Origin of the sequence: Streptomyces durhamensis (assembly GCF_000725475.1) — a bacterium.
GTDB classification, from domain to species: domain Bacteria; phylum Actinomycetota; class Actinomycetes; order Streptomycetales; family Streptomycetaceae; genus Streptomyces; species Streptomyces filipinensis.
Genome location: NZ_JNXR01000020.1, coordinates 56,250 through 78,970 on the forward strand (window position 1 = coordinate 56,250; position 22,721 = coordinate 78,970).

Below are 22,721 nucleotides of genomic sequence, written 5' to 3' on the forward strand. Positions count from 1 at the left end.
CGGGCCGGAGCGAGAGGTCCACCGCTCGCACACCCGTCCCGAGGATGATCGCGTGGCGGGTGTACTCCATCGGCAGTAGGACGCATTGCGTGCTCAGGTACGACGACGGGAGGGGCGCGGGCGGGCAGAGTGTCGGCCATGGAACACGAACGGCCGCCGCGCCGGGCTCAGGGCCCCCGCCCCCCGCACAGGAGACGCCCGTGAGCGCCCTCGCGTTGTCCGTGCTGCTGTCGTTCGTGTCCGCCCTCGCCTACGCGGCCGGCGCGATCGTGCAGGAGCGGGTGGCGGTGTCCTCGCCCGCCGGCGCGTACCTGCCGCTGCGCCGGCCGGGCTGGTGGGGAGCGCTGGCGCTCAACGGACTCGGCGGGGTGCTGCACGTGGTGGCACTGGCCTGCGGCCCGCTCAGCCTCGTCCAGCCGCTGGGCGCGCTGACCATCGTCTTCGCGCTGCCCATGGCGGCGCTGTTCGTCGGCCGCAGGGCCGGGGCGACCGCCTGGCGCGGCGCCGTCATGGCCACGGTGGGCCTCGCCGGTCTGCTGTCCCTGGTCGGTTCCTCCGACGCCCACTCCCTCGGCGCGGCCCAGCGGGTGGCGGTCGCGCTGGTCACCGGCGGCGCCGTCGCGGCGCTGATGTGCGCGGGTCTGGCCGCGCACCGGCACCCTGCGGTGCGCAGCGTGCTGCTCGCCACCGCCGCCGGCGTCGCGTTCGGCATGTCGTCGGTGTTCACCAAGGCCGTCGCCGTGGACTGGACCCGCGGCGCGGGCCTGGCCGCCCTGCCGTCCCTGACGGTGATCGGCCTGTTCGCCGTCGCCGGCGTGCTGCTGTCCCAGGCCTCCTACCGCGGCGGTGGTCTCGCCGCCCCGCTGGCCACGCTGACCGTGGTCAACCCGGTGCTGGCGGCGGCCGTCGGCATCCTGATGCTCGGCGAGACGTTCCGCCACGGCGTCACGGGTGCCGCGCTCGCCGTGAGCTGCGGGGTGGTGGCCGCGGGCGGTCTGATCATGCTGACCACCGAGCGGATCGGGCGCACCGGGACCCCGGCCCCCGCGGACCCCCTTCCCGCCCTGGCGGAGTCCCTCGCCGATGCCCTCGCGGACGCCGCCGCGCCGGCCGCCGTGGCGGAGGGCCGCGCCGGCGTGCCGCAGCAGCGGACGGCACCACCGGACGGGCCGGAGCCGGCCGGGCTCGCGGAGGCCGGCGGGGCGTTCGGCGAGCCGGCGCTGCGGGACCTGCTCGTGCCGGGACCGGGCGGCGCGGAGTGTGCCGACGGCGGCGCATCGCCGGCCGGCCGTGTGCTCCCCGCGTCGTACACCGCCCTGCCCGCGGGCGTCCAGGTGCCGCTGCCCGTCCCGGGCCCGCCCCGTCCGCGCGTCAGATCCTGACGCCGCCGGCCCGCAGATAGGCGAGCGGGTCGATGTCCGTGCCGAAGCCGGGGCCGGTGCGCACCTCGAAGTGCAGGTGCGGGCCGGTGACGTTCCCGGTGGCTCCGGAGCGGCCGATGCGCCGGCCCGCGGCGACGTTCTGCCCGGCCCGCACGGAGATCGCCGACAGGTGCCCGTACTGGGTGTAGTGGCCGTCCGCGTGCCGGATCACGACCTGGTAGCCGTACGAGCCGCCCCATCCCGCGGCCACCACCTGCCCGGCCTCCGCGGCCTGCACGGAGGTGCCGGTGGGCACGAGGAAGTCGACGCCGGTGTGGTAGCCCTTCGACCAGTGCGAGCCCGCCACGCGGTAGCCGGTGCCGATGGGGGCGTCGACCGGGGGGACGAGCGTGCGGCTGCCGGACCTGGTGTGGTGCGGGGCGTTCCGGTGCTCCGAAGGCACTTTCCGCTTGGGGGAATTGGTGTCCTTCTTCGGGGACTCGGTGGAGGTGGCGGCCGTACCGTGCAGGCTGAGCCGCTGGCCGGGCAGTATCAGGTCGGGATCGGACCCGATGGTCGCGCGGTTGCCGGTGTAGAGCCCGCGCCAGCCGCCGCGGACATGATGCTCGCCGGCGATGCCGGAGAGCGTGTCGCCGTGCACCACCGTGTACATCTCGGCCCGGCCGGCCCGCGACTGCGGGGTGGTCTGGGGCTGTACGTCCCGCAGGGAGCTCTTCCTGGCTGCTTTCGCGGGCCGGGTCGCGGCGCTGTCCGTGTGCGCTCCGGGGTCGGCGTCGCCCCGGCCGAGTCCGGCCCGCACCGAGCACACCGGCCAGGCGCCCGGTCCCTGCCCGTCAAGGACCCGCTCGGCCACGGCGATCTGCTGGCCCCGGCTCGCGAGGTCGGCGCGGGGGGCGTACCGGGCGCCGCCGTACGCCTCCCAGGTGGACTGGGTGAACTGCAGCCCGCCGTAGTAGCCGTTGCCCGTGTTGATGCTCCAGTTGCCGCTGGACTCGCAGGCGGCGACCTTGTTCCAGGTGGATGCGTCGGCCGCGTCGGCCGTTGCGGCGGCGACGAGCGGGATCGCGAGGCCGGCGCCGCCCGCGGTGACGGTGAGTGAGGCGCGGTTGATCCTGTTCGGCTGGTACCGGCGATGCCGGCCGCGTACGGCCATGTCCGAATTCCCCTCGGCATGCGTCAGGAGGGGCAAAAGTAAGCGCCGCGAACAGGCCATGACAAGACGGAAAACCGGCCTCCCCCGCCACCCAAGTGGCCGGGAACGGCCCTCCCTTGGCCCCGATCACCGGGCGACCGCGGCCCGGACCGGCGGCGAGTGCGGCCCGGATCGCCGGAGACTGAGGCCGAAGGTGCCCTCGCCCCGTACACAAGCGGGGCGGGCCGGATGTGCGCTCGCCGGAGCGGCACGTCAGGATGGGCGAGGACCCGTACTGACGGTGCCGTAGTCACGAGGCAGCTAGGGAGCAGGCGGTATGAGCACTTCAGCGCAGATCGGTGTCACGGGCCTCGCGGTCATGGGCCGCAACCTGGCCCGGAACTTCGCCCGCAACGGCTACACGGTCGCCGTGCACAACCGTACGGTGTCGCGGGCGCAGGAGCTCGTGGAGGAGTTCGGGCACGAGGGCGACTTCATCCTGGCCGAGACCGCGAAGGAGTTCGTGGCGGCCCTGGAGCGCCCGCGCCGCCTGGTGATCATGGTGAAGGCGGGTGAGCCGACGGACGCGGTGATCCAGGAGTTCGCGCCGCTCCTCGAACCCGGGGACATGATCATCGACGGCGGCAACGCGCACTTCGCGGACACCCGGCGCCGGGAGCGGGAGCTGCGCGAGCGGCGCATCCACTTCGTCGGCACCGGCATCTCCGGCGGCGAGGAGGGCGCGCTGCACGGGCCGAGCATCATGCCGGGCGGTTCGAAGGAGTCGTACGAGTCGCTGGGCCCGATGCTGGAGAAGATCTCGGCCAAGGCGGCGGACGGCGCGCCGTGCGTGACGCACGTGGGTCCGGACGGTGCCGGGCACTTCGTGAAGATGGTCCACAACGGCATCGAGTACGCCGACATGCAGCTGATCGGCGAGGCGTACCAGCTGCTGCGTGACGTCGCGGGGTACACGCCGGCGCAGATCGCGGACATCTTCCGCACCTGGAACACCGGTCGGCTGGACTCGTACCTGATCGAGATCACCGCCGAGGTGCTGTCCCACGTGGACGCGGCGACCGGCAAGCCGTTCGTGGACGTCGTCGTCGACCAGGCCGAGCAGAAGGGCACCGGCCGCTGGACGGTGCAGATCGCGCTGGACCTGGGCGTTCCGGTGTCCGGCATCGCCGAGGCGGTCTTCGCGCGCTCGCTGTCCGGTCACGCGGCGCTGCGGGCCGCCTCGGGGGACCTCGCGGGGCCGAAGCCGGCGGCGCTGAGCGGGTCGGAGGCGGCGGCGTTCGCCGACCGGGTGGAGCAGGCGCTGTACGCGTCCAAGATCGTGTCGTACACGCAGGGCTTCCACGAGATCGCCGCGGGCAGCGAGGAGTACGGCTGGGACATCGATCTCGGTGCGGTGTCCTCGATCTGGCGGGGCGGCTGCATCATCCGGGCCGCCTTCCTGGACCGGATCCGCGCCGCCTACGACGCCCGTGCCGATCTGCCGAGCCTGCTGTCGGACGAGACGTTCGCGCGCGAGATCGCGGACGCGCAGGACGACTGGCGGGAGGTGCTGATCGCCGCGACGCGGCAGGGGGTGCCGACACCGGGGTTCGCGGCGGCGCTGGCGTACTACGACGCGCTGCGGGCGGAGCGGTTGCCTGCGGCGCTCACGCAGGGGCAGCGGGACTTCTTCGGGGCGCACACCTATCGGCGGGTGGACCGGGAGGGTGCGTTCCACACGCTGTGGGGCGGGGACCGGTCCGAGGTCTCCGCGTAGGTCGTACGCTCCGGGGCCCGCGTGCCCCAGGGGCGGTGGGGACCGCCGCCGGGCGGGTGCGCCGTGGCCGGCCGCGCCCGCGCGGCGGGCCGCACACCGGTACGGCCCCGCGCCCCTGAAGGGCCGGCGCGCCGCGCCCGGCCTCTCACGTCAGGGGCGGACCGGGTTCGGGGTTCGGCACCGGCTCCGGGCCGGGCGGGATCGGGGACGGTGAGGGTTCCGGCGGGCCCGGGGCCGGTGGGGCCGGCGGCGGGGTCGGGTCCGGGCCCGGTGCGGGCGGCGTGGGCTCGGGACCCGGCTCGGGCGGTGGGACGGGGCTCGGGTACGGGTCCGGCGGGGTGGGCCCCGGTCCCGGTGTCGGACCCGGGGGGACCGGGTCGGGGTGCGGATGCGTCATGGTGTCCTCCGGGCAGTCGCTGGACGTCGCCTCTGGACTACTCCCCCGCCTACCCGACGGGCCCCCGGTCACTCACCCGACAGGGCGAGCACCCGCTCAGAACCGGCCGGGGTGCGCCCGCAGCCAGTCCTCGGCGGCTCCCGTCAGCTCCGGATCGGCGGGCGGGGCGGCCTCCGGGTGCCGCTCGGCCCACCGGGCGACGTAGGGGCACAGCGGCACCACGGGGACGCCCTCGCGCTCGGCGAGGGCGTACAGCTCGCGGGCGAGGGAACCGGCGATGCCCTTGCCCTCGTGGGCGGGCTCGACGATCGTGTGGACCGGGACCAGGGCGCGCGCCGGTGACTCCAGCACGAAGTACTCGACGCGGCCCACGACTTCGCCCTCGCCTACGGCCTCCAGGCGGCCCGCCGCCCGGTCGTCGCGGATCTCGGTCTCGCTCATGGGCACGCCACGCTCCTGGTCCGGTCCGGCGCGGGCCTCGGTCAGGCCCCGACGGCCTGCGGGCTGCGCTGCTGGTCCGAGCCGGGCACCGGCTCGGAGGGGTCGGCGCCGAGGGACACGATCCGGTTGCCGCCGTCGACGTGCACGACCCGCGGCTTCAGCTCCCGCGCCTCGGCGTCGGTGACCTGAGCGTAGCTGATGATGATCACCAGGTCCCCGGGGTGCACGAGGTGGGCGGCGGCCCCGTTGATCCCGACGACCCCGGATCCGCGCTCACCCTCGATGACGTACGTCTCCAGCCGGGCGCCGTTGGTGATGTCGACGATGTGCACCAGCTCGCCGGGCAGCAGGTCGGCGGCGTCGAGGAGGTCGGCGTCGATGGTCACCGATCCCACGTAGTGCAGGTCGGCCTGGGTGACGGTGGCGCGGTGGATCTTGGACTTGAACAGAGTACGCAGCACTTTGGACTCCTGAAAGACGGCTCCCTGCCTGCTTTGTGCAGGTCAAGGGCGTCCTTCACTTTACAACTGGCACGCGTCGGACTCGAAGATTGTGAGGAACATCGCTTCGCTCTGGCGAAGAGGCTCCCTGCCTGCGCTTCCGTGCGAGCCAGGCTGTCGTGCCGCCGCCGACCAAGCGTCTGTACTCACACCCGTCTCGGATTGTTCGGGCACTGATGCTGATCAGATGCTGACTTGCCTGACGGAACATCAGACACATGCCGGTACCGCATCATTCATGCCCGTCATCACCGGCGACAAGACCAAAGGGCACAAGCGGTGACTGAGCACCGACGACCTCGGCCCGGTCCCGGAGGCGCCAGGGCACCGAACTGGCGAACACCCGGCAAGGCCACGGTCTTGCGCCTCCCGCTCGGCTACCCAGAGTCCGTGACGGGCGAGGGCTGTACCCCCGGGCGGAAAGTCGACAAGGCTCCGGCTCTTCCCTTGCGCCGCATTCGATGATGAGGCTTCCGGACTGTTCGATCCCGGTGAGCGTGACGTTTCCGTTGGGACGGATGCGCAGGGTTCTCGCTCTTCCTCGCCACCTTGTCGATCTCGTCGACGTAGATGATCCCGGTCTCGGCCTTCTTGACGTCGTAGTCCGCCGCCCATGCTTCTCACCAGCTACCGCAAGAACGGCACTCCGGTCGCCACCCCGGTGTGGGTGGTGCGCGACGGAGACACGCTGGGCCTGCGGACCCCCGCCGACTCCTGGAAGGTCAAGCGGATCCGGGCCCGCGGCGACATCCTCGTCGGCCCCGGCGACGCCCCCAGCGAGATCACCCTGCTCGTGCTCCCCTCCCCGCACCCGCCCACCTCGCCGTAGCACGAGGCCGGCCAACACATCCGCTGGGAGCAGTCCACAGGCCGAGGGCTGCGACGACGACAGACATACGTGGCACTTTTCACGCAGGTCGGTGACGCGTGACCCCTGTACCACCAGCAGACCAAGACCATTCTCTGTTCTTACAGCCCTCAGAAGCTTGGCTTCTTCTAGATCCCGGAGTCGGTTGCCTGGGGGCATCGTTGCTCAGGCGACCCGACACGGGAGCCACCCTCCGGGATCAAGGCAGCACCTCGCACTAAAGTCCGAGCTCCAAGTGAGCGTACCGGGCCGGCTCCGGACCAAAGGGCGTCCCTGTCGAACCACTTCCCGGCCCGAGAGGCCGGCCAATCTGCAGGTAATGCGCTGCTGTTCGATCGTGTCCGCCGGCATCGCGTCCAACGGCAGACCGGCCTGAGGGAGTTGCCGGCGGGCGGCGGAACCGTCGAGTTTCGCGTCGGCGACGGCGTCGTGCGGGTCGCCGAGCGGCTGGTCGCGATCCGGCCTCTCAGCGTCGCGCACGAGCGCTGGATGGCCCGACGAGGCGATCGTCGCAGAGCCGCGTGCCGGCCTGCTTGACGTGCCTCAGCACGGGTGAGACCTCCATGCTCTGCAGTCCGGTCAGGGACCCGATGCGATCCGAAGTGAACTCGAACAGTTCGTCGAGGTCCCGGCAGTGTGCGACGGCGTGGATGTTCCAGGGCCCGGAGATGGCTGCGGCGAAGGCGATCTCGGGTTCCTGCGCGAGTGCGCGGCCCACGCTCTTCACCGCCGACGGGTGAACGCGGAGCCAGAGGTTCGCGCGAGCGTGATACCCCAGGGCCGCTGGGGCGATCTCGACGTCGATGTGGACGACGCGGTGCTGGAGCAGAGCATCAAGGCGTCGCGAGGCACGTCCCGGAGTGAGGTCGGCGGCTGCGGCGAGATCGACGAGACTGGCGCGGCCGTCCGCAGCGAGGGCATCGAGCATCTCCTCGTCCTCGGGGGTCAGGCGCAGTGGCTCGCGGGTGACGACCGGAGACTCGGTGAAGGGGAGCCCGCCGCTCCCCAGCGCTGCCTCCTCCTGCGGGGACAGTGTGCCCTGCAGGGCGGACCAGTAGTGGGCGCGGCCCCCGAGGAACTGGCGGAGCATGGCGAAGGCGTTGATGTCGATCACCGCTGCGGTGCGCGGAAGCCGCTGCCCCAGGAGGTCCTCGCGTTGTTCCCGCGTCCGGGACTGCGTCGCGCAGGTGATCTCGCAGCCCGCCGCGCTCAGCGCTACCCAGTTGATGTCGTCACGCTTGGCGAGCGCGTCGGCGATCGCCGCGACGCTGCCGGGCCGGCAGCGCAGGCGCACCAGCCACCTGCTCTGCCCCAGGGCGCCCGGGTTGACCACGCCGGCCACCCGGATGACGCCCTCGGCGTGCAGGCGGCGATACCGACGGTTGACGGCGCCCTCGGTCAGTCCGAGGGCGGTGGCGATCGAGGCGAACGAAGCCCGCGGAGCGATCTGCAGGGCCCGAATGATTCGTACATCGTCAGGCTGTACCGAAGCGGATTCCGTCATGAACACCCTTGCCACGTCGCCGATCATACAAACGAGCGCTCGTGGCTCGCCTGCGATGCAGCGCGGACGAAACACTTGAAGCGCACGCTGAGGGGCCCCGCAGCAGCGGGCACCTGTGCCCATCCCGGGGCCTCGCCGATGCCCGAACGGAATACGACGCTCTGCCCGAACGGAATACGACGCTCGAAGAACGGAGATGACGCTGGATGTCATCGACTGGCACCGAACAACACCCACCGACCGCTCTCATCGTCGGGGCCTCGCGCGGCCTCGGCCACGCGATGACGGCGGAGTTCCTGGACAGGGGCTGGAACGTCATCGGCACCGTTCGCGACACCACTGCCCGAACGCCGCTGCACGATCTCGCGGACCGCACCGACGGCCGGGTGACCATCGAACGCCTCGACATCAACGACCCCGGCCAACTGCCCCCGCTGCACGAACGTCTGGCGCACCGCCGACTCGACGTGCTCTTCGTCAACGCCGGCACCACCAACAACGAGCAGACGCCCATCGGCGCGGTCGCGACAGCCGACTTCATCGACGTGATGGTCACCAACGCGCTCAGCCCCATGCGCGTCATCGAAGCCCTCGAAGACCTGGTGTCCGCGGCGGGGCTCATCGGGGCGATGTCCTCCGGGCAGGGCAGCATCACGAACAACTCGAGCGGGGGCCGCGAGGTCTACCGAGGGAGCAAAGCAGCCCTGAACATGTTCCTGCGGAGCTTCGCGGCCCGGCAAGGTGAGACGCAGCGCGCCCTCGTACTCATGGCGCCGGGGTGGATACGCACCGCCCTGGGCGGTCCGGATGCGCCGTTCACCATCGAGGAGAGCGTCCCCTTGCTGGTGGACGTCCTGCTCTCCCGACTCGGCACGCCCGGCCTGGCGTACCTGGACCGCTTCGGCCGGACCGTCCCTTGGTAAACCCTGCGGCCAGCACTCACATGCGCCGGCTTGGGGCAGCCCTCAAGGAGGAGACCCGGGGAAACGGACGACAACCAGGAGTGCCTGGAGGACCTGGACGGGCAGGGTGTCGGGCGACCGCCGCCACGGCCACGTCGTTCCCAGCCCGTTTCGGCGCGGCGTCGGAAATCGGGCAGCCCGTGTGCACCGTGTTCACTCACCCTCAACTGCCGTCGAGTGTCCGTGATGCCTCGTACCGAGGGTTCGACCCCGTGACGGAACCGTCCCTGTGCTCCGGCGAGCCGAGGACGCAGCCAGTCGTTCCGGCCGCTCTACCTGACCGGGCCTTCGTCTTCTCCTCGCTGTTCGTCAGGCATGTCCAGGATGGCCTCTCGGGTGTAGTGAGGGCTTCCTCGGGGTGGCGCCGCCCCGGGGGCCATGAGTTCGGCGAGGAGTCTGCTCAGGTCGTCCGTGGACAGCGCCAGGCCCAGGGTCTGCACGATGCGCAGAGCGCAGTCCCGGATGGACCGGGCGCTCGTCTCGGGCGCGGCCGTGCTCCTGATCTCGTCACACACTCGGCCGAACTGCTCAGCGCTGATCGTCGGCCTACTTGCCGGTTGCGCCATGGTGCGCTCCTCCTGGATGAACGGGCCGTTCCACCCGCTCTTCCAGAAAGCGCTGAGCACAGCCCGATGGCAACCGGAGAGAGCCGGCGCGCAGGCGATCGGCCAGAGGCGCTCAGACTCCGCCGGCCAGCGCCTGGCCTTGCAGTTCGACCGCTTCGGAACCGGTTCCTGACCGAGACCACCACCCTTTTCCTGCGCCTTCAGCGAGACAAGGTCGAGATGACCCGGTTCACCGTCGATACGCTGCTCGGATGCGCCCCGACCATGTCGGCCACTGCGCGCGCTGCCAGGGGCTGACGCGCCGTTACGGACGCAAGGCCCAGCTGTTGTGCCGGGCCTGCCGTGCGGCCAAGGCCGCCGAGGATTGCTCCGGCTCATCGGCTGAGGCCACCCGGCCATCGGCGCAGCTCCCTGTGCGAACGCGGCGACGTCTCCGAGCTCCCTGTCCTCGCGGAGTCGCACGAACCGCGCGGGATGCCTCCAGACCCCTCGGTCCAGGCGGTTCCCACGTCGGTCTCGGCGACCGGCTCGGACTCGACGGGGACGACGCCCAGCGGGGTTCGTGATCCCGATGGCGTGGTGAATGGCGTCGTGAACCGTGTGCCCTCTCAGTGGTGTCCCGATGCGACCGGGCTGAGCTGGTCCGGCGATGTACTGGCCGTGGTCGGGAGGGGACGGCGTGCTGCGCGCCACGGCCCGAAAGGCCCCTCCCGGTCGTGCCGGCCCAGCAGGAGGTTCTGGGGGGCGGCGCAGGGCGCCGGTGATCGCGCCGAGGGTGCCCGGATCTCGATGAGCGCCCGGGCGACGGGCAGGTACCGCTGCTGGTTCCCACGAATGATCAGCCCTCAGTGCCCGGTGCCTCGGTCCAGGCGGTGAACCGCTCCTTGGCGGGGGCGACGTCGGCCGTCTCGGGTCGGGGGCGGATATGTCAGCGCCTCGTCGGGTCGCGCGACCAGATGGCGGCGCCCCCAGGCGGGCGCCGCGGCCGATTCATCTGTACGCACAGCCAGACCACGTACGCACAGCTTGGCCACCGGCCGTGATCACGCACGGATTGACGCCTGCTGTGAGGGTTCCCAAGCTGTAGAAGGGGCGGGTGGAAGGGGTCGTGGTCGTGAGCGGTAGGCAGAGTGGACTTCCCCGGCTGCTGACCGCAGCGGAGAGGGCGGCGCCGGTGGACGCCGTCGCGGTGGTCGCTGAGGACCTCCGGCGGCGTTTCGGCGCCACGAAGGTGTCATTCCTCATCGTGGACCTGACGGGCAAGGCGGTGGCGCGGCTGGCCACGGCCGCCAGTGCGGAGGGTGGGCGGGAGGCGGAGCGGATTCCCATGTTCGGCAGCGTCTACGAGCAGGTGATCCGTACCCAGCGGCTGTACCAGGAGAGGACCGGGCAGGGACAGCGGGTGATCGTGCCGGTCACCAACCGGGGGGACGCCATCGGACTGCTGGAACTGCTCCTGCCCGCCGACCCCGGCGACGACGTCCTCGACGAGGTCGGTGAAGCCGCACACATCCTGGCCTACGTCGTGATCGCCAACGGACGCTTCACCGACCTCTACACCTGGGGGAAACGCTCCAGGCCCCCCACGTTGGCAGCTGAAATCCAGTACCAGCTGCTGCCCCCGTCACTGTCGTGCGAGGCTGCGCAGTTCACCTTGTGCGGGAGCTTGGAGCCCTCGGAAGACCTCAGCGGCGACACCTTCGACTACGCGCTGGACCGCGACACCCTGCACGTGTCGGTGACCGACCCCATGGGCCACGACATCGACTCCGCCCTTGCCGCCACCGTACTGGTGGGCGCCCTGCGCGGCGCCCGTCGCGCAGGAGCCGGTCTGGCCGAGCAGGCCCACCGGGCCGACCAGGCCCTGACCGATCACGGCCACGGTCACGCCACCGGGCAACTGCTGCGCATCAACCTCCACACCGGCCGCGCCCAGCTCGTTAACGCCGGCCACCCCTGGCCACTGCGCATGCGCGACGGGACTGCGGAAACGATCACCTGCGAGGCGGACCACCCCTTCGGGCTGCCCGTCTCCGTGCCCCACCCCTACCGTGTCCAGGACCTCGAACTGCGCCCCGGTGACCGTCTGCTCATGGTGACCGATGGCATGCTCGAACGTCATGGGGAGAAGGTCGACCTGCTCGCCCTCCTGAAGCGCACCCGGGATCTGCACCCGCGGGAGGCGGCGCTGACGCTGACGTCCGCGGTCCGGGACGCCGCCGGGGGCCGGCTCGCAGACGATGCCACCGTGATGTGCCTGGACTGGCACGGCCCCCAGCAGACCCTGCGGCACGTCAGCTCCGGCGCGGACACTCAGCAGGCTTCAGCCGGCCGCACGAAGCAGTAGCGGTGACCAGGGCGCTCCCCCGGCCGGTGCCAGACGCTCGGGTCGTTGCTCCCGCGCCTCGCCCTTCCTTCCGAGAATGAGCTCTCGCAAGATGTCCGGCGAACCATCCCTCTTCGGCTGGAAAACCGGTTCGCCGGGGAGCGCGCCGACGGCGGCAGGCTGTCTTGCGCCTGCGCCGGCAGGGGTTCCACAGGGGGTCGCAGGACCCTACGTCCGGTCCACGGGTCGCCTGGGGGACCCGCTACCCGAAAGCACGCGGCGGGGTGCTGTCGCAGCCCCGCACACGCCCAGCCGGCAAGGCGCCGAGGCCCATCGGGCCGACGACGCGGTCCCACGACTCATCATTTCTGCTCGTCCGCTGGAAACGGTTCGCGGTGCCCATCCCGGCCCCCGGCCGAGCGGGGGCCGACCCCGTCTTTGCGCCTGTTCCTGTGCCTCGCGTGGCAAGTTCCCACGGTGAGACGCGGCCCCCGCAGACTGGCCCGCATCACGGGATCGATGGAGGATGGAAACAGCCACACGGCGAGCAGACAGGCCGGTTCCCTTGCCTCACGCCGACGTACCGCTGCGGTCCCTGCCGTTCGCGGATCACGCCTACCGGACGCACGAATCCAGGCGCTCTCATGAACAGCATCTACGCGTTGATCCGAATCGACGGCGGCATGCAGTTCCGCGACGGCATCCCGGACCAGGGCGCCGGCACCGGCACTGCCTTCGCCATCCAGCGGGCCGCATCGGGTGATCACGGCCTCCACGGCGGCGTCAACGATGTCCGAGGTCCCGGCGGCACCCAACTGCTCAACCGTATCGCCACCCTTGTTGTGTACGCGCTGGGAGGCCCCAACCGGTGCGTTTTCGGGGACCTGACCATCAGCGGCGACCGTTTTGAGTCCGGCTCCGGAAAAACCACGCCTTGCGGCCTTACAGAGGCACAACAGCACCTCATCCGCGACGTCCATGGCGCGATCTGCGGGAACGCCGACGCGGCCGAGGGCGGGGACGCGGGTCCTTCGGCTGCCTCTGGCGAGAGGGACGACTGGCCCGCCTGGGCCTGACTGGCCTGTCGCATCCGTTCCATCTGGGTCGGTCAGCGGCGTTTTTGCTGTTCAGGCTCGGATGGCGGCAGAAATGAGGTGCTGGGTCGTCCCGTTTCGCCGGCTTGTGCGTGTGGGAGTGGGCCAGGCGCGACGGCTGCGCGCCCGGGTCGCCTCCGTCGCGGCCACCCTGCGCGATCTGGGACTCGCCGCCGCCAAACTGCGTGTCTCCTTTCCAGCGCGCGCACACCTAGGCGTCACAGTCGCAGGATCATCGCGTACGGGAGCATTCGCGTGGCCTCAGGCCGAGATGCCGTCGTCCGACCGTGGCAGTCGCAGGGCGAGCAGGGCGATGTCGTCGTGGGCCCCTGCCACGAGTCCGTTCATCAGCTCGTCGCTCAGCTCGTCGAGGTCCTGGTCGACCAAGGCGGCAGCGTGCTGCCGGAGCCGGGTCATACCGTGATCCATGGATTCGCCGCGCCGTTCGATCAAACCGTCCGTGTACAACAGCAGGGTGCTGCCCTCGGGCAGGGGCAGGCAGGCACTGGGCCGTTCGGCGTGCGGGTCGACGCCCAGCAGCAGGCCGTGTGCTTCGTGCAGGTAGGCGGTCTCGCCGTCTGCGGTGACGAGGAGGGGCGGTGGATGTCCGGCACTCGCCCATTCCAGCTGGTACGGCCCTCCTTCCTGGCCCTTGAGCAGCGCGTACACGCAGGTGGCGGTCCGGTGTCTGTAGAGGGCGTCGACCGCGAGGTCCAAGCGCCGCAGGATCATGCCGGGGGGCTCCCGGCGGTCGCAGGCGATGCCACGCAGCATGTTCCGCATCTGGCTCATGGTCACGGCGGCACGCAGATCGTGGCCGGTGACGTCGCCGATGATCAGAGTGGTGTCACCGCTTTCCGGCAGGACGAAGCTGTCGTACCAGTCACCGCCGATCTGCGCCGTGGTGCCCGCCGGGGAGTAGCGGGCGGTGATGCGCAGACCCGGTACGACGGGCAGGTCCGGCAGCAGGGAGCGCTGGAGGCGCTCGGCGACCGCCTGGGTCTCGGCGTAGAGCCTGGCGTTGTCGAGAGCCAGCGCGATGCGGTGGGTCAGGTCCTCGACCAGCGCCAGTTCCGTCTCGCCCCATGGCGGGTGCCCCTCGCCCCTGGCCAGGGTCAGCGCACCCAGCACTCTCCGGCGTGCCCGCAAGGGTGCCACGATCACGGAGTCTCCCCCGAGTCGGGCGAACGGCTGCATGGATGCGGCATGCAACGGATCGGACGCCTCCTGCCCGGTCGGCCGGCGCCCGGCCGACAACAGCAGCGGGCCGGCGCCGCGAAGCACCCGGGACAGCGGGCCTGTCGCCGTCTCCGGCACCGGCGGCAACGGTCCCGTCAGGCCGGTCAGGGCGGCGTTGGGGTCACGGTGCGAGACGCAGACCCGCTCGACGGCGCCGTCCTCGTCCATCAGGTCGGCCGCGGCCCAGTCGGCCAGACCCGGCACCAGCACCCGGCACACCCGCCTGAGCCCCTCGACCGCGTCCAGCGTGCTCGACAGCGCCGCCGCGCTCCGGGTGGCGAACGCCAGCTGGTCGAGCGCGGCTCGCAGCGCCGCGTCCGCGTCATCCTCGTTCATGCCGACCACCTACCCGCCCGGTGGCCCTACGGCCGCTGCCGCCCCGGGAAACCACTCCCCGGGCAGTGCACTGCGTCCGTGTACGGCACGGGGCCCAGGCATGCCACCGCACCGCTGCTGATCCGCAACCACCAAATCGTGCGGCAACTGACGGGCCCGGCCACCCTGCCGGTCGGCTTCGGCGGTGAAGAGCCCCGGATCAGCGAGCAGATGCTCCTACGCGGCGACCGGGTGCTGTGCTTCACCGACGGCCTCATCGAGGAACACGAAGCAGGCGAAGAGCAGTTCGGCGAGGAGCAACTCATCCACTGGGTCACCCGACGACGCGACCCTCTTCCTGATCGAATGGCGCGGGGCGCCGTCGACCACCTCGCTCTGCTGGGGTGAGCCGGCAGTCGGCTCCCGGTCGTAGGAATCGTGCTCGGTGCGCGGGTGAGCCCCCGATGTGGCGCTGCGGGCATCAACGGCGCTGCATAAGGCCGTGGTGGGAGGTCGCCGGGGTAGCCGTGGAGCAGGGTGCCGTTACCGGTGAGGGCGATGATTCGAGCCAGCGCCGGTGGCGGGTGGTGCAAGCGCAGGGATCCGCCGGCCACGGCGGTGGCCCGCGACGCGTGGAGGAAGGCGTTGAGGCCGGTCACATCGCAGAAGGCGACCGTGATCAGGTCGACGTCGATGGTCCGGATGCCGTCGCTCAGGCATTGCTCCAGTGACTCGCGCACGACGTGCACCGTTGTCAGATCGATCTCACCCGCCAGGGTGATCAACGCCCGGCTGTGCCTGTCGTGCCGGCAGAGGGTCAGCTGTGGAATGGGCATGGCACCTCGGTTCAGGAGACCGGCCTGGCAGCGCGAGGGGCCGGGCACGCGGCTCTTCCTGCGCTCGGTACACGGTCGTGACTCTTGCGCAGAGAGGCGGAAGGCCGATTCAGTCAGCCTGTGTTACAGGCGCAGGGCCAACTGGTTGCCTCGGGGGATGCGCCGGCGATCGGACGAAGTCCGCCACCGCGGACATCTGTGCCAACAACCACGCGCATCGGGATCTGGACAGCACCGTTGTGCAAAGGGTTCACGTCTCGTTGCGGCGCCACCGCAAGACCGCCCCTCCCGGGGGACGGCCGTAGGGCATGGTCGCCATGCGATCACCGTGGCGCGTGGGGGAGCACCGCCTCACGAAGGCCGCCCAGGGCGATCACCGCCAGGCGCAGGCCCACCGTCGTGACGGTCTCCATGCCTCACATTCCTTCTGCCGGGGTGGGCACGTCGTCGATGACCGCTCGGGCAGAGGCATGTGAGGCCGGGCGGCGGGCGTCATGCCCGCCCTCGGAGTCCCAGACCGCCTCCGGGATCAAGTCCGAGGCGGCCGCTGCCTCTGCCGCCGCCCGGAAACGTTCGGCCTCGTGAATCAGGCAGGTCGCCGTGAGGCTCCGCGACGGATCGGCGGCCGTAGCCATGAGCCGGGCCGCGGTGGCCGGCTCTGTCTCCGGTGGGATCACCAGCAGGTCCCAGCGGCCGACGGTATAGGAGAGCAGCAACAATTTGTGCGGATCTTGCTCGGCTTCGAACCAGCCGACATGCACCACGTGCCCTTGGACGGGCACCTTTCGCGGGATGACGGGCCAGAACGTGGGATTCACCGTTACTCGGGTGATCCGCCCCCACAGCGGATCGAGGACCTCGATGAGCGCCGGAAGCTCCGCCGTCAGGTCGCGGGAGCGGGGCCACCAGGCACCGTCGATCAGGGCCGGAGCGGTTCCGGGGGGTGCCAGGACGAGCCGGAGGGGTGACGAAGAAGGAGTCCGGTCTTCGACAGCGGGCGTCAACAGAATGGTCGCGGTCATGGCGCGGACCCAACCCCGGGCCGGTCGTGGCCTACCCGGTTGTAGTGAATCGCCGAGAACGACGTCAGCGTGGAAGCCGGTGTGCGGAATGCTCTCGGTAATGACCAGGCTACTCCTCGTCGGGGCCCGGCGGACCGATGCGGAGCGATGGGTTGAACGAGAGCACGAAGGAGCGACGGTGCGCGGGGCCTGCGCCCGCGCCGCTCATGCCGCGTCGTGCCAGGCGGCGATACCGGTCACCGTGACCGCGACGGTGACCGGCTCCGCGACACCGTGGGTGGCGAGGTGGGTGATGAGGGCGGCTGTCACCCGGTCGTGGACGTTTCGGGCGATGTCCAGCGCCCGCCGGCCCTCTGCCAGGACGCAGCGCACCTCGATGTGCCATCCCGAACCGTCCGGCGCCCGGTCGGCGCGAATGCCGGCCTCGGGCGGCGTGGTCTCCGCCCGAGTGGGCGCGACGGCTGCCGCGAGGCGCCGGGCGAGGCGGGGTTGCAGGCCGGCTACGCCAGGCACCGCGAGGGCTGCCTCCGCCGCGACGCCGAGGAGCGCGGTGGTGCCGGTGGCGGTCATCACGTGCCACCGCCCGTCGGGAGGCGGGGGCAGAGGGTTGGCCCCGGCTCCAGTAGGTCGACCACGGTGATGTCGACGGCTGTCACCGTGAGCCCCAGGTCCTGTCCGGCCGAGCGGAGGACCGATCGGCGTACCTGATGGACCCGGTCGGGCAGCGGGCGGTCGAGGGCGGCGGCCAGGGTCATGGTCACCCGCACGTCGGTGCCGGAACCCGCGGGCACGAGCCGGCAGGTCGCGGCCCTGGCCCCGGGGACCGTGTCCGCGGCCTGCCTCAGTACCTTCGCCGCGGCGCTCTCGGCGATCCTTAGGTCCAGGTGCGGGTCGGCCAGGGGCAGCAGCCGCCCGAACCGGACCTCTGCCTTGACGATGTTCATGACGCGGTCGGCGAGTGCGTGGAGGCCGGGCGTGTCCTCGGTGCACAGGGCTCGGGCGGCCGCGTCCACCGCGGCCAGTCCCTCGGCGGCCTCACGGCAGTGAGGACAGGAGAAGGTGTGCGGGTCCGCGGCAGGCGTCGTGTCGCGGGCCTGTTCCCAGACCCGGCTGAGCAGTCGGCCGCAGGGCAGGACCTCGTCACCTGCGAACGGGGGGACGTCGGTGGCACCCGGCCTGGGACCGGTCCCGTCGGCCCCGAGAGGCCCGGAAGGCCGGGCGTGCGGGTCGTCTAGCGCCATGGACCCATCGCCTCCTGCAGGGATCGGCGTGCCCTGAACAGCCTGCCGCGCACCGTCTGTTCGCTGCTCCCCGTCACGTGGGAGATCTCCTTGTAGGACATGCCCTGCACCTCCCGCAGGATCCAGCAGAGTCGCTGCCCGGCGTCGAGATCGCCGAGTGCGCGGGACAGGGCGGCGGTGGCCGCGTCCTGCTCGGCGGATCGGACGGGTTGACTCCAGACGTCTCCCGCCGCGGGCTCGGCGACGGCGTCCAGCGGGAGGGGCGGCTGCCGGCGATGGCGCATGGTCAGGCAGCGGTTGACGGTGATCCGGTACATCCAGGTACGGAACTCCGCGCTGTGGTGGTATTCCGGCAACCGGCGCCAGGCGCTGACGAAGGCGTCCTGAACAGCGTCCTCGGCATCGTGGGGGTTGCCGAGCATGCATCGGGCCAGGGCAAGGAGGGGGCGGCCGTGCCGCTGGACGAGAACGGCGAAGGAGTCCTCGTCGCCCTCGGCTGCCCGTACGGCCAGCAGGGCGTCCGGCAGGTCGCGTCCCATCAGGTCACGGCCCGGCGATGGGGTAACAGCGCTTTCGATCACGGCACTCCCGCACACGGCTCGGACCGTCCGCGTACCCGACGGGTCGCATGTGATGCACATCACATGCGACGCGCGTGAGGAACGCAGTGCCCGATATGTCCAACCTTTCGAAGGGCACCGCACCGGTGTCCGAGGGACCGATCGAGGCGACCGCCATGACGGACAACATCACCAGCGTCGGCGGGGGCAGCCGGCCCGAGGCGGGCGTGAGCGCGCTCAAGGGCCGCACCGGGGCCGGGGCTCCGGCCGAGACACGGGGGAAGACCACCATCGCGGACGGTGTGGTGGCCAAGATCGCGGGCATGGCGACCCGCGAGGTACCGGGCATCTACGGCCTGGGAGCGGGAATGGCGCGCGCCTTCGGCGCCATGCGTGAACGCGTTCCCGGAGGCGGAGGCGGGGCCGTCACGCGGGGAGTGAAGGTCGAGGTCGGCGAACGTCAGGCCGCCGTGGACCTGGACGTCGTCGTCGAGTACGGCGTCTCCATCGTCGACGTCGCGGGCGACGTGCGTACCAGCGTGATCAGCGCCGTGGAGCGGATGACGGGCCTGGAGGTCGTCGAGGTGAACATCGCCGTCGACGACGTCCACCTGCCCGACGAGGAGGAAGAAGCCGCACCGGACGAGGGCCGCGTGAGGTGATCCGCCGCCGCGCCCCTGGCGCGCGCGGATGATCGCGCGCACGGCGGCGCCCCTACGCGAGACGGGTGAGAGCGAGATGAACGCAGCAATGACGGGCCTCGCGGCCGGTATGGCCCTCGGCTTCGCCGGTTACTTCGGCGGCTTCTGGGCCTTTCTGCTGGTGCTGGTCCTGGGTGCGGCGGGGCTGATCGTCGGCCTCGTGGCACAGGGCGACCTCGACCTCCGGACACGGAGGCAGCGGTGAGGACCCGGCCCGCTCCCCCGGGGGCGGGGTCGAGCCCGCCGGCGCCCACCGCCGGGCTGCCGCCCCCGGCCGAGCGGGGGGCCACCGTCATCCCGGACAGGGTGGTCGCCCGTATCGCCGCCCAGGCCGCACGCACGGCCCAGTCCCGGCGCGCCGCCGTACCGCCCGACCACGGCGGACCGACGGCACCCCACGCCTCCGCCGCCGTCCGTACCGGGTCGGTGCGCCTGCATCTGACGATGGACCTGCCCTACCCCACCGACATCCCCCGTGTCTGCGAGCGGATCCAGCAGGACGTCGCCGAACGGGTCGCCCAGCTGACCGGCCTGCGGGTGGGAGAGGTCCTCCTCACCGTCCGGCGGCTGGTGACCGCCGCCGACGCGAGCCGGGGGCGGGTCCGGTGAGCGGCCACGCGGCCTGGGTCGCACGGCACGCCATGGAGGAAGGGCGATCGCGATGACACCCGATCCCGGTCCTCCCGACCGCAGCGGCGCGCCGTCCCCGCACCGTGGCGCCGTGCCGCTGACGAAGGAGCCCGACCCGCCCGAACGCGACGTGTCCACCTCGGACCTCCCACCCGGTGAGCGCGGCAGAGGGCACCGAACCCACCGCAGGTGGTCCGCGCGTCGCATCACGGCGGCACTGGTCGCCGTCGTGATCCTCGTGGCCGCGGTCGCGGCGCTGGTCGACGTCATCGCCGTCCGGGCGGGACGTCCGGCGGCGGCCTGGCGACGGCATCTGGCCGACGAACTGGCCACCCGCCCGGTGGAGGATGTGGGGATGCTGACGGGAGCCGCCGTGGCCGCCGCCGTCGGCGTCTGGCTGATCGTCCTTGCCCTCACCCCCGGTCAACGCCGCTGGCTCCCCCTGCGCTCCCCCGCCGACTGCCCCCGTGTGCGGGCCTTCCTGGACCGCGACGGCGCCTCCGGTCTGCTGCGCGACGCCGCGATGCGGGTCCCCGGAGTCGGCTCGGCGCGCGTCCTCGTCGGCCGCCACCGCATCCGAGCCCGCGCGGACGTCCGCTTCCGCGACCCCCAGCGGGTGAAGGACGACCTCACCGCCGTCCTCGGCGAGGAACGCGACCAGCTGGCCCTCGCTCGTCCTCTCCGCATCGTCGTACGGGTACGGCGACGCACCGACTGACCGACAACCGCACCCCATCGGGAGCCCGTACCATGACGCCGCGATCCGCACTCAACCGCAGTCTGCTGGCCCTCACCGGACTGGTTCTGCTCGGCGGCGGACTGCTGGTCCTCTTCGCCGGGCTCGACCTCTACCGACGGCACGATCTGGTCCCGCCCGCCGGCTGGCCCCTGACCACCCCGGCCGACGTCCTGCTCGGCGCCGCCGACCGGGCCCGCTGGAGCAGCCAGGGCTGGTGGTGGTGGCCCGCGGTCATCGCCGCCCTCGTCCTCACCGCCCTGTTCGCCCTGTGGTGGCTGCTCGCCCAGCTGAGCCGACGCCGCCCCGGCTCCCTGCCCGTCGGCGGCACACCACCGCAGGAGGGCGTCGAACTGCGCGACCGTGCGCTCAGCGACGCGATCGCGAACGAGGCCGGCGCCCTGCCGGGGGTCGAACACGCGGCCGTACACATCACCGGCCGACCAGCCCACCACCGCACCCACGTCAGGCTCACCCTCACCCCCGAGGGCGCGCCCGGCGCCGCTCTCGGTGCCCTCTGCGAAGGCCCGCTCAGCACCGCTCGCCGGTCCACCGGCCTGCCTGACCCGCCCACCGAGGTCCGCGTACAGGTCACCCGTCACCGACCACACCGCGTGGAGTGAGGGGAAGACCGGCCGTTCCCGCCCCCACGCTCTTGCGGATTGCGGTTCGCAGGGCAACAGCACTGCACACCGAAGGAGAGATCATGATCGTCCTGGGCATCATTCTGCTCGTCGTCGGCTTCCTCACCGGCATTTCCATCCTGTGGACCATCGGGATCATCCTGGCGGTCGTCGGAGCCATCCTGTGGATCCTCGGCGCGATGGGACACGCCGTCGCCGGTCGACGCCACTACTGGTGATCGGGGTCGGGCACTGAAGGGCGGTGACCCGGGCAACGGACAGGCCGCAGCCGGCGCGGACCCCGCCAAGACGTCCGCGGCGGCGGATGACGGCGGCGGAGAGGTCGATCCGGCTGCGGTCTCCGCCGTGCCGGGCACGGGCGGGGCGCGCCCGGTGGCCGTTGTGCCGGTCCTCGCCGAACGAGCGCACGGCCGACTCGGCCGGGACGGTGGATCAGCCCCGGCCTGGGTGGAAGTTTCCACGCCGCGTCGGCCTGTCAGGCTGCGCCGCGTCGGCCTGTCAGGCTGCGTCGGGAGTTCGCATGCACAGCACCGCCGTGAAGATCCGCCAGAACGTCCCCCCGGGCCACGGCGATGACGGGCGGTGAGCGGCAGGGCCCCGGGGAAGGCTCCGACCGGTCGGAGCGCTTCGGGGAGGAGTTTCTGGGAGCCCTGCTGGACCAAGGGCACGAGTTGCCGCCGCACCAGCTCGGTCCGCTCGTCGCGCGGCAGATCGGCAGGCTCGATGGCCGCGAGACCTCGGTCTTCCTGCAGGACTACGGTCAGGTGTGGCTCGTCCCTCTGCCGGGTGACGGGCTGGCGGCCGGGGAACCGCAGCAGATCGACGGCTCCGATGCGGGTCGTGCCTTCCAGGAGGCGCGACCCGTAGAGGTGCCGCAGGCCGACGGTGTGCGGGTCTACCTGCCCCTGCTGGACGGTGGCGACCAGGTGGGCGTCATGGCCGTCACCCTGGACCGCCTCCACGACGACGACCGACGGCTGCTGGGCAGACTCGCCTCGCTCGTGGCCGACATGCTGGTGACCAAGCACGGTTACACCGATCTGTTCTTCCTGCTGCGGCGCAGAGAACCGATGAGTGTGGCGGCGGAGATCCAATGGTCGCTGCTGCCACCGCTGGCGATGTCCACACCCCGGGTCGGGTTGGCCGGGATGCTGGAACCCGCCTATGACGTGGCCGGCGACAGCTTCGACTACGCCCTCAACGGCGATGTCCTGCATGTGGCCATGGTCGACGCGATGGGCCACGGACTGGACGCCGCCGCGATGGCCACGGTGGTCATCGGGGCCTACCGGCATGCCCGGCGGATCAGCGTCGGCCTGTCGGAGATCTACGCGTTCATGGACCGGGCCGTCGCCGAGCAGTTCGGCCCCGACCACTTCGCGACCGCTCAGATGATGCGGCTCGACACGGCCACGGGCCGGCTTCAGTGGGTCAACGCCGGACATCCCGCTCCTTTGCTGATCCGTGGACACCGTGTCGTACGGCGACTGCACGGCCCGACGACGCTGCCCGTCGGCTTCGGCGGTCACGAGCCCCGGATCAGTGAAGTGGCGCTCGCCCCCGGCGACCGGATCATGTGCTTCACCGACGGACTGATCGAGGAGCGCGATGTCGGCGGTGAGGAATTCGGTGAGGAACAGCTCATTGCCTGGGTGAACCGCCTCGAACCCACGGCGCAGGAGATCCGGACGGTGGCCCGCTCCCTCTCCCACACGCTGCAACGGGCGCGGGGCGGGATCACGACGGACGACGCGACGCTCCTGCTGATCGAGTGGCGCGGCTCTGGCTGACCGCTCTCACGACGGCAACGGGGTTGAAAGCCCCTACCGCTGCTGGACGGCAGCGACC

The 22,721-nt window shown here is 71.6% G+C and carries 23 protein-coding genes and 2 pseudogenes; 14 read left to right on the forward strand and 11 right to left on the reverse strand.

Going from position 1 to position 22,721, the window contains the following annotated elements; genetic code table 11:
* The first annotated feature begins 200 nt into the window (after positions 1 to 200).
* Complete coding sequence (locus IO33_RS0128590) at positions 201 to 1,382, forward strand: DMT family transporter (RefSeq protein ID WP_107069394.1); 1,182 nt, start codon at positions 201 to 203, stop codon at positions 1,380 to 1,382.
* On the opposite strand, the gene IO33_RS0128595 is transcribed toward IO33_RS0128590, so the two are convergent.
* Positions 1,372 to 2,535 carry a transglycosylase family protein gene (locus IO33_RS0128595; RefSeq protein ID WP_031170180.1) on the reverse strand — a complete coding sequence of 388 codons (1,164 nt, stop codon included), beginning with the start codon at positions 2,533 to 2,535 and terminating at the stop codon, positions 1,372 to 1,374. The two genes, IO33_RS0128590 and IO33_RS0128595, sit on opposite strands and share 11 nt — an antisense overlap.
* A 316-nt stretch (positions 2,536 to 2,851) precedes the next feature.
* Between IO33_RS0128595 and gndA the strand changes: the two genes are divergently transcribed.
* Positions 2,852 to 4,291 carry an NADP-dependent phosphogluconate dehydrogenase gene (gndA, locus tag IO33_RS0128600; RefSeq protein WP_031170182.1) on the forward strand — a complete coding sequence of 480 codons (1,440 nt, stop codon included), beginning with the start codon at positions 2,852 to 2,854 and terminating at the stop codon, positions 4,289 to 4,291.
* 493 nt (positions 4,292 to 4,784) lie between these two features.
* Here the strand turns inward: gndA and IO33_RS0128605 are convergent, their stop codons facing one another.
* Entirely contained in the window at positions 4,785 to 5,129 is a 345-nt protein-coding gene (locus IO33_RS0128605; protein ID WP_031170183.1) for a GNAT family N-acetyltransferase, read from the reverse strand.
* Between the two features lie 41 nt (positions 5,130 to 5,170).
* Positions 5,171 to 5,590 (reverse strand): aspartate 1-decarboxylase, encoded by a 420-nt coding sequence (gene panD, locus IO33_RS0128610; RefSeq protein ID WP_031170185.1) that lies wholly within the window; start codon positions 5,588 to 5,590, stop codon positions 5,171 to 5,173.
* Between the two features lie 652 nt (positions 5,591 to 6,242).
* Here panD and IO33_RS0128615 point away from each other — a divergent pair.
* Positions 6,243 to 6,398: pseudogene (locus IO33_RS0128615) on the forward strand (pyridoxamine 5'-phosphate oxidase family protein); the annotation flags it as partial.
* 565 nt (positions 6,399 to 6,963) lie between these two features.
* On the opposite strand, the gene IO33_RS0128620 reads toward IO33_RS0128615, so the two are convergent.
* A complete protein-coding gene (locus tag IO33_RS0128620; protein WP_037686221.1) occupies positions 6,964 to 8,001 on the reverse strand; it encodes an Lrp/AsnC family transcriptional regulator in 1,038 nt (345 codons plus the stop codon).
* A 206-nt stretch (positions 8,002 to 8,207) separates the two neighbouring features.
* Here IO33_RS0128620 and IO33_RS0128625 point away from each other — a divergent pair, with 206 nt between their 5' ends.
* The gene (locus IO33_RS0128625) at positions 8,208 to 8,924 is read left to right on the forward strand and encodes an SDR family NAD(P)-dependent oxidoreductase (protein ID WP_031170193.1); all 717 of its coding nucleotides are present in this window, start codon (positions 8,208 to 8,210) and stop codon (positions 8,922 to 8,924) included.
* Between the two features lie 311 nt (positions 8,925 to 9,235).
* Here the strand turns inward: IO33_RS0128625 and IO33_RS50570 are convergent, their stop codons facing one another.
* Entirely contained in the window at positions 9,236 to 9,589 is a 354-nt protein-coding gene (locus IO33_RS50570) for a hypothetical protein (RefSeq protein WP_031170195.1), read from the reverse strand.
* 1,114 nt (positions 9,590 to 10,703) lie between these two features.
* Here IO33_RS50570 and IO33_RS0128635 point away from each other — a divergent pair.
* Together IO33_RS0128635 and IO33_RS0128640 are read left to right on the forward strand one after the other, a co-directional pair.
* A complete protein-coding gene (locus IO33_RS0128635) occupies positions 10,704 to 11,876 on the forward strand; it encodes a PP2C family protein-serine/threonine phosphatase (protein WP_051927013.1) in 1,173 nt (390 codons plus the stop codon).
* A 623-nt stretch (positions 11,877 to 12,499) separates the two neighbouring features.
* Positions 12,500 to 12,931, forward strand: coding sequence for a hypothetical protein (locus tag IO33_RS0128640; RefSeq protein ID WP_031170200.1), 432 nt, complete (start codon positions 12,500 to 12,502; stop codon positions 12,929 to 12,931).
* A 279-nt stretch (positions 12,932 to 13,210) separates the two neighbouring features.
* Here IO33_RS0128640 and IO33_RS0128645 read toward each other — a convergent pair whose 3' ends face one another.
* Positions 13,211 to 14,524: a PP2C family protein-serine/threonine phosphatase gene (locus tag IO33_RS0128645; RefSeq protein WP_031170202.1), complete on the reverse strand. Its 1,314-nt coding sequence runs from the start codon at positions 14,522 to 14,524 to the stop codon at positions 13,211 to 13,213.
* A 78-nt stretch (positions 14,525 to 14,602) separates the two neighbouring features.
* Here IO33_RS0128645 and IO33_RS52765 point away from each other — a divergent pair, with 78 nt between their 5' ends.
* Positions 14,603 to 14,911: a SpoIIE family protein phosphatase gene (locus IO33_RS52765; RefSeq protein ID WP_031170204.1), complete on the forward strand. Its 309-nt coding sequence runs from the start codon at positions 14,603 to 14,605 to the stop codon at positions 14,909 to 14,911.
* Positions 14,912 to 15,054: 143 nt separating this feature from the next.
* Here IO33_RS52765 and IO33_RS47855 read toward each other — a convergent pair.
* The 5 genes and pseudogenes from IO33_RS47855 to IO33_RS0128675 all read right to left on the reverse strand — a co-directional run.
* Positions 15,055 to 15,339: pseudogene (locus tag IO33_RS47855) on the reverse strand (STAS domain-containing protein); the annotation flags it as partial.
* Between the two features lie 416 nt (positions 15,340 to 15,755).
* Positions 15,756 to 16,361 carry a DUF5994 family protein gene (locus tag IO33_RS0128660; protein ID WP_031170206.1) on the reverse strand — a complete coding sequence of 202 codons (606 nt, stop codon included), beginning with the start codon at positions 16,359 to 16,361 and terminating at the stop codon, positions 15,756 to 15,758.
* 204 nt (positions 16,362 to 16,565) lie between these two features.
* A complete protein-coding gene (locus tag IO33_RS0128665; RefSeq protein WP_031170208.1) occupies positions 16,566 to 16,931 on the reverse strand; it encodes an Asp23/Gls24 family envelope stress response protein in 366 nt (121 codons plus the stop codon).
* A complete protein-coding gene (locus tag IO33_RS0128670) occupies positions 16,931 to 17,602 on the reverse strand; it encodes an Asp23/Gls24 family envelope stress response protein (RefSeq protein WP_031170209.1) in 672 nt (223 codons plus the stop codon). The genes IO33_RS0128665 and IO33_RS0128670 overlap by 1 nt, the downstream gene beginning before the upstream one ends.
* The gene (locus IO33_RS0128675) at positions 17,593 to 18,141 is read right to left on the reverse strand and encodes an RNA polymerase sigma factor (protein ID WP_209438930.1); all 549 of its coding nucleotides are present in this window, start codon (positions 18,139 to 18,141) and stop codon (positions 17,593 to 17,595) included. Before IO33_RS0128675 ends, IO33_RS0128670 begins: the two co-directional genes overlap by 10 nt.
* A gap of 197 nt (positions 18,142 to 18,338) precedes the next feature.
* Here IO33_RS0128675 and IO33_RS0128680 point away from each other — a divergent pair, with 197 nt between their 5' ends.
* The 7 genes from IO33_RS0128680 (at position 18,339) to IO33_RS0128710 (ending at position 22,663) form a co-directional block, all read left to right on the forward strand.
* The gene (locus IO33_RS0128680) at positions 18,339 to 18,824 is read left to right on the forward strand and encodes an Asp23/Gls24 family envelope stress response protein (RefSeq protein ID WP_031170212.1); all 486 of its coding nucleotides are present in this window, start codon (positions 18,339 to 18,341) and stop codon (positions 18,822 to 18,824) included.
* A gap of 76 nt (positions 18,825 to 18,900) precedes the next feature.
* On the forward strand, positions 18,901 to 19,068 hold the full coding sequence (locus IO33_RS51320) for a hypothetical protein (protein WP_031170215.1): 168 nt from the start codon (positions 18,901 to 18,903) through the stop codon (positions 19,066 to 19,068).
* Positions 19,065 to 19,472, forward strand: coding sequence for an Asp23/Gls24 family envelope stress response protein (locus tag IO33_RS0128690; RefSeq protein ID WP_031170217.1), 408 nt, complete (start codon positions 19,065 to 19,067; stop codon positions 19,470 to 19,472). The genes IO33_RS51320 and IO33_RS0128690 overlap by 4 nt, the downstream gene beginning before the upstream one ends.
* A 112-nt stretch (positions 19,473 to 19,584) precedes the next feature.
* Complete coding sequence (locus IO33_RS44565; protein WP_245235909.1) at positions 19,585 to 20,211, forward strand: DUF6286 domain-containing protein; 627 nt, start codon at positions 19,585 to 19,587, stop codon at positions 20,209 to 20,211.
* 32 nt (positions 20,212 to 20,243) lie between these two features.
* Positions 20,244 to 20,852, forward strand: coding sequence for an Asp23/Gls24 family envelope stress response protein (locus tag IO33_RS0128700; RefSeq protein WP_031170221.1), 609 nt, complete (start codon positions 20,244 to 20,246; stop codon positions 20,850 to 20,852).
* A gap of 83 nt (positions 20,853 to 20,935) precedes the next feature.
* Positions 20,936 to 21,091, forward strand: a complete 156-nt coding sequence (locus IO33_RS51325; RefSeq protein WP_167349480.1) for a DUF6131 family protein — start codon at positions 20,936 to 20,938, stop codon at positions 21,089 to 21,091.
* 354 nt (positions 21,092 to 21,445) lie between these two features.
* Positions 21,446 to 22,663, forward strand: coding sequence for a PP2C family protein-serine/threonine phosphatase (locus tag IO33_RS0128710; protein ID WP_031170222.1), 1,218 nt, complete (start codon positions 21,446 to 21,448; stop codon positions 22,661 to 22,663).
* Positions 22,664 to 22,721 lie beyond the last annotated feature (58 nt).

Coding starts and splice junctions, on each gene's coding strand:
- IO33_RS0128665 (WP_031170208.1), bottom strand. CDS start 16,931: ATGACCGCCACCGGCACCACCGCGCTCCTCGGCGTCGCGGCGGAGGCA.
- IO33_RS51320 (WP_031170215.1), top strand. CDS start 18,901: ATGAACGCAGCAATGACGGGCCTCGCGGCCGGTATGGCCCTCGGCTTC.
- IO33_RS0128680 (WP_031170212.1), top strand. CDS start 18,339: ATGACGGACAACATCACCAGCGTCGGCGGGGGCAGCCGGCCCGAGGCG.
- IO33_RS0128625 (WP_031170193.1), top strand. CDS start 8,208: ATGTCATCGACTGGCACCGAACAACACCCACCGACCGCTCTCATCGTC.
- IO33_RS0128620 (WP_037686221.1), bottom strand. CDS start 8,001: ATGACGGAATCCGCTTCGGTACAGCCTGACGATGTACGAATCATTCGG.
- IO33_RS0128660 (WP_031170206.1), bottom strand. CDS start 16,361: ATGACCGCGACCATTCTGTTGACGCCCGCTGTCGAAGACCGGACTCCT.
- IO33_RS0128675 (WP_209438930.1), bottom strand. CDS start 18,141: ATGGGACGCGACCTGCCGGACGCCCTGCTGGCCGTACGGGCAGCCGAG.
- IO33_RS0128645 (WP_031170202.1), bottom strand. CDS start 14,524: ATGAACGAGGATGACGCGGACGCGGCGCTGCGAGCCGCGCTCGACCAG.
- IO33_RS0128605 (WP_031170183.1), bottom strand. CDS start 5,129: ATGAGCGAGACCGAGATCCGCGACGACCGGGCGGCGGGCCGCCTGGAG.
- IO33_RS0128700 (WP_031170221.1), top strand. CDS start 20,244: ATGACGCCGCGATCCGCACTCAACCGCAGTCTGCTGGCCCTCACCGGA.
- IO33_RS51325 (WP_167349480.1), top strand. CDS start 20,936: ATGATCGTCCTGGGCATCATTCTGCTCGTCGTCGGCTTCCTCACCGGC.
- IO33_RS0128640 (WP_031170200.1), top strand. CDS start 12,500: ATGAACAGCATCTACGCGTTGATCCGAATCGACGGCGGCATGCAGTTC.
- IO33_RS0128710 (WP_031170222.1), top strand. CDS start 21,446: ATGACGGGCGGTGAGCGGCAGGGCCCCGGGGAAGGCTCCGACCGGTCG.
- gndA (WP_031170182.1), top strand. CDS start 2,852: ATGAGCACTTCAGCGCAGATCGGTGTCACGGGCCTCGCGGTCATGGGC.
- IO33_RS0128595 (WP_031170180.1), bottom strand. CDS start 2,535: ATGGCCGTACGCGGCCGGCATCGCCGGTACCAGCCGAACAGGATCAAC.
- IO33_RS0128670 (WP_031170209.1), bottom strand. CDS start 17,602: ATGGCGCTAGACGACCCGCACGCCCGGCCTTCCGGGCCTCTCGGGGCC.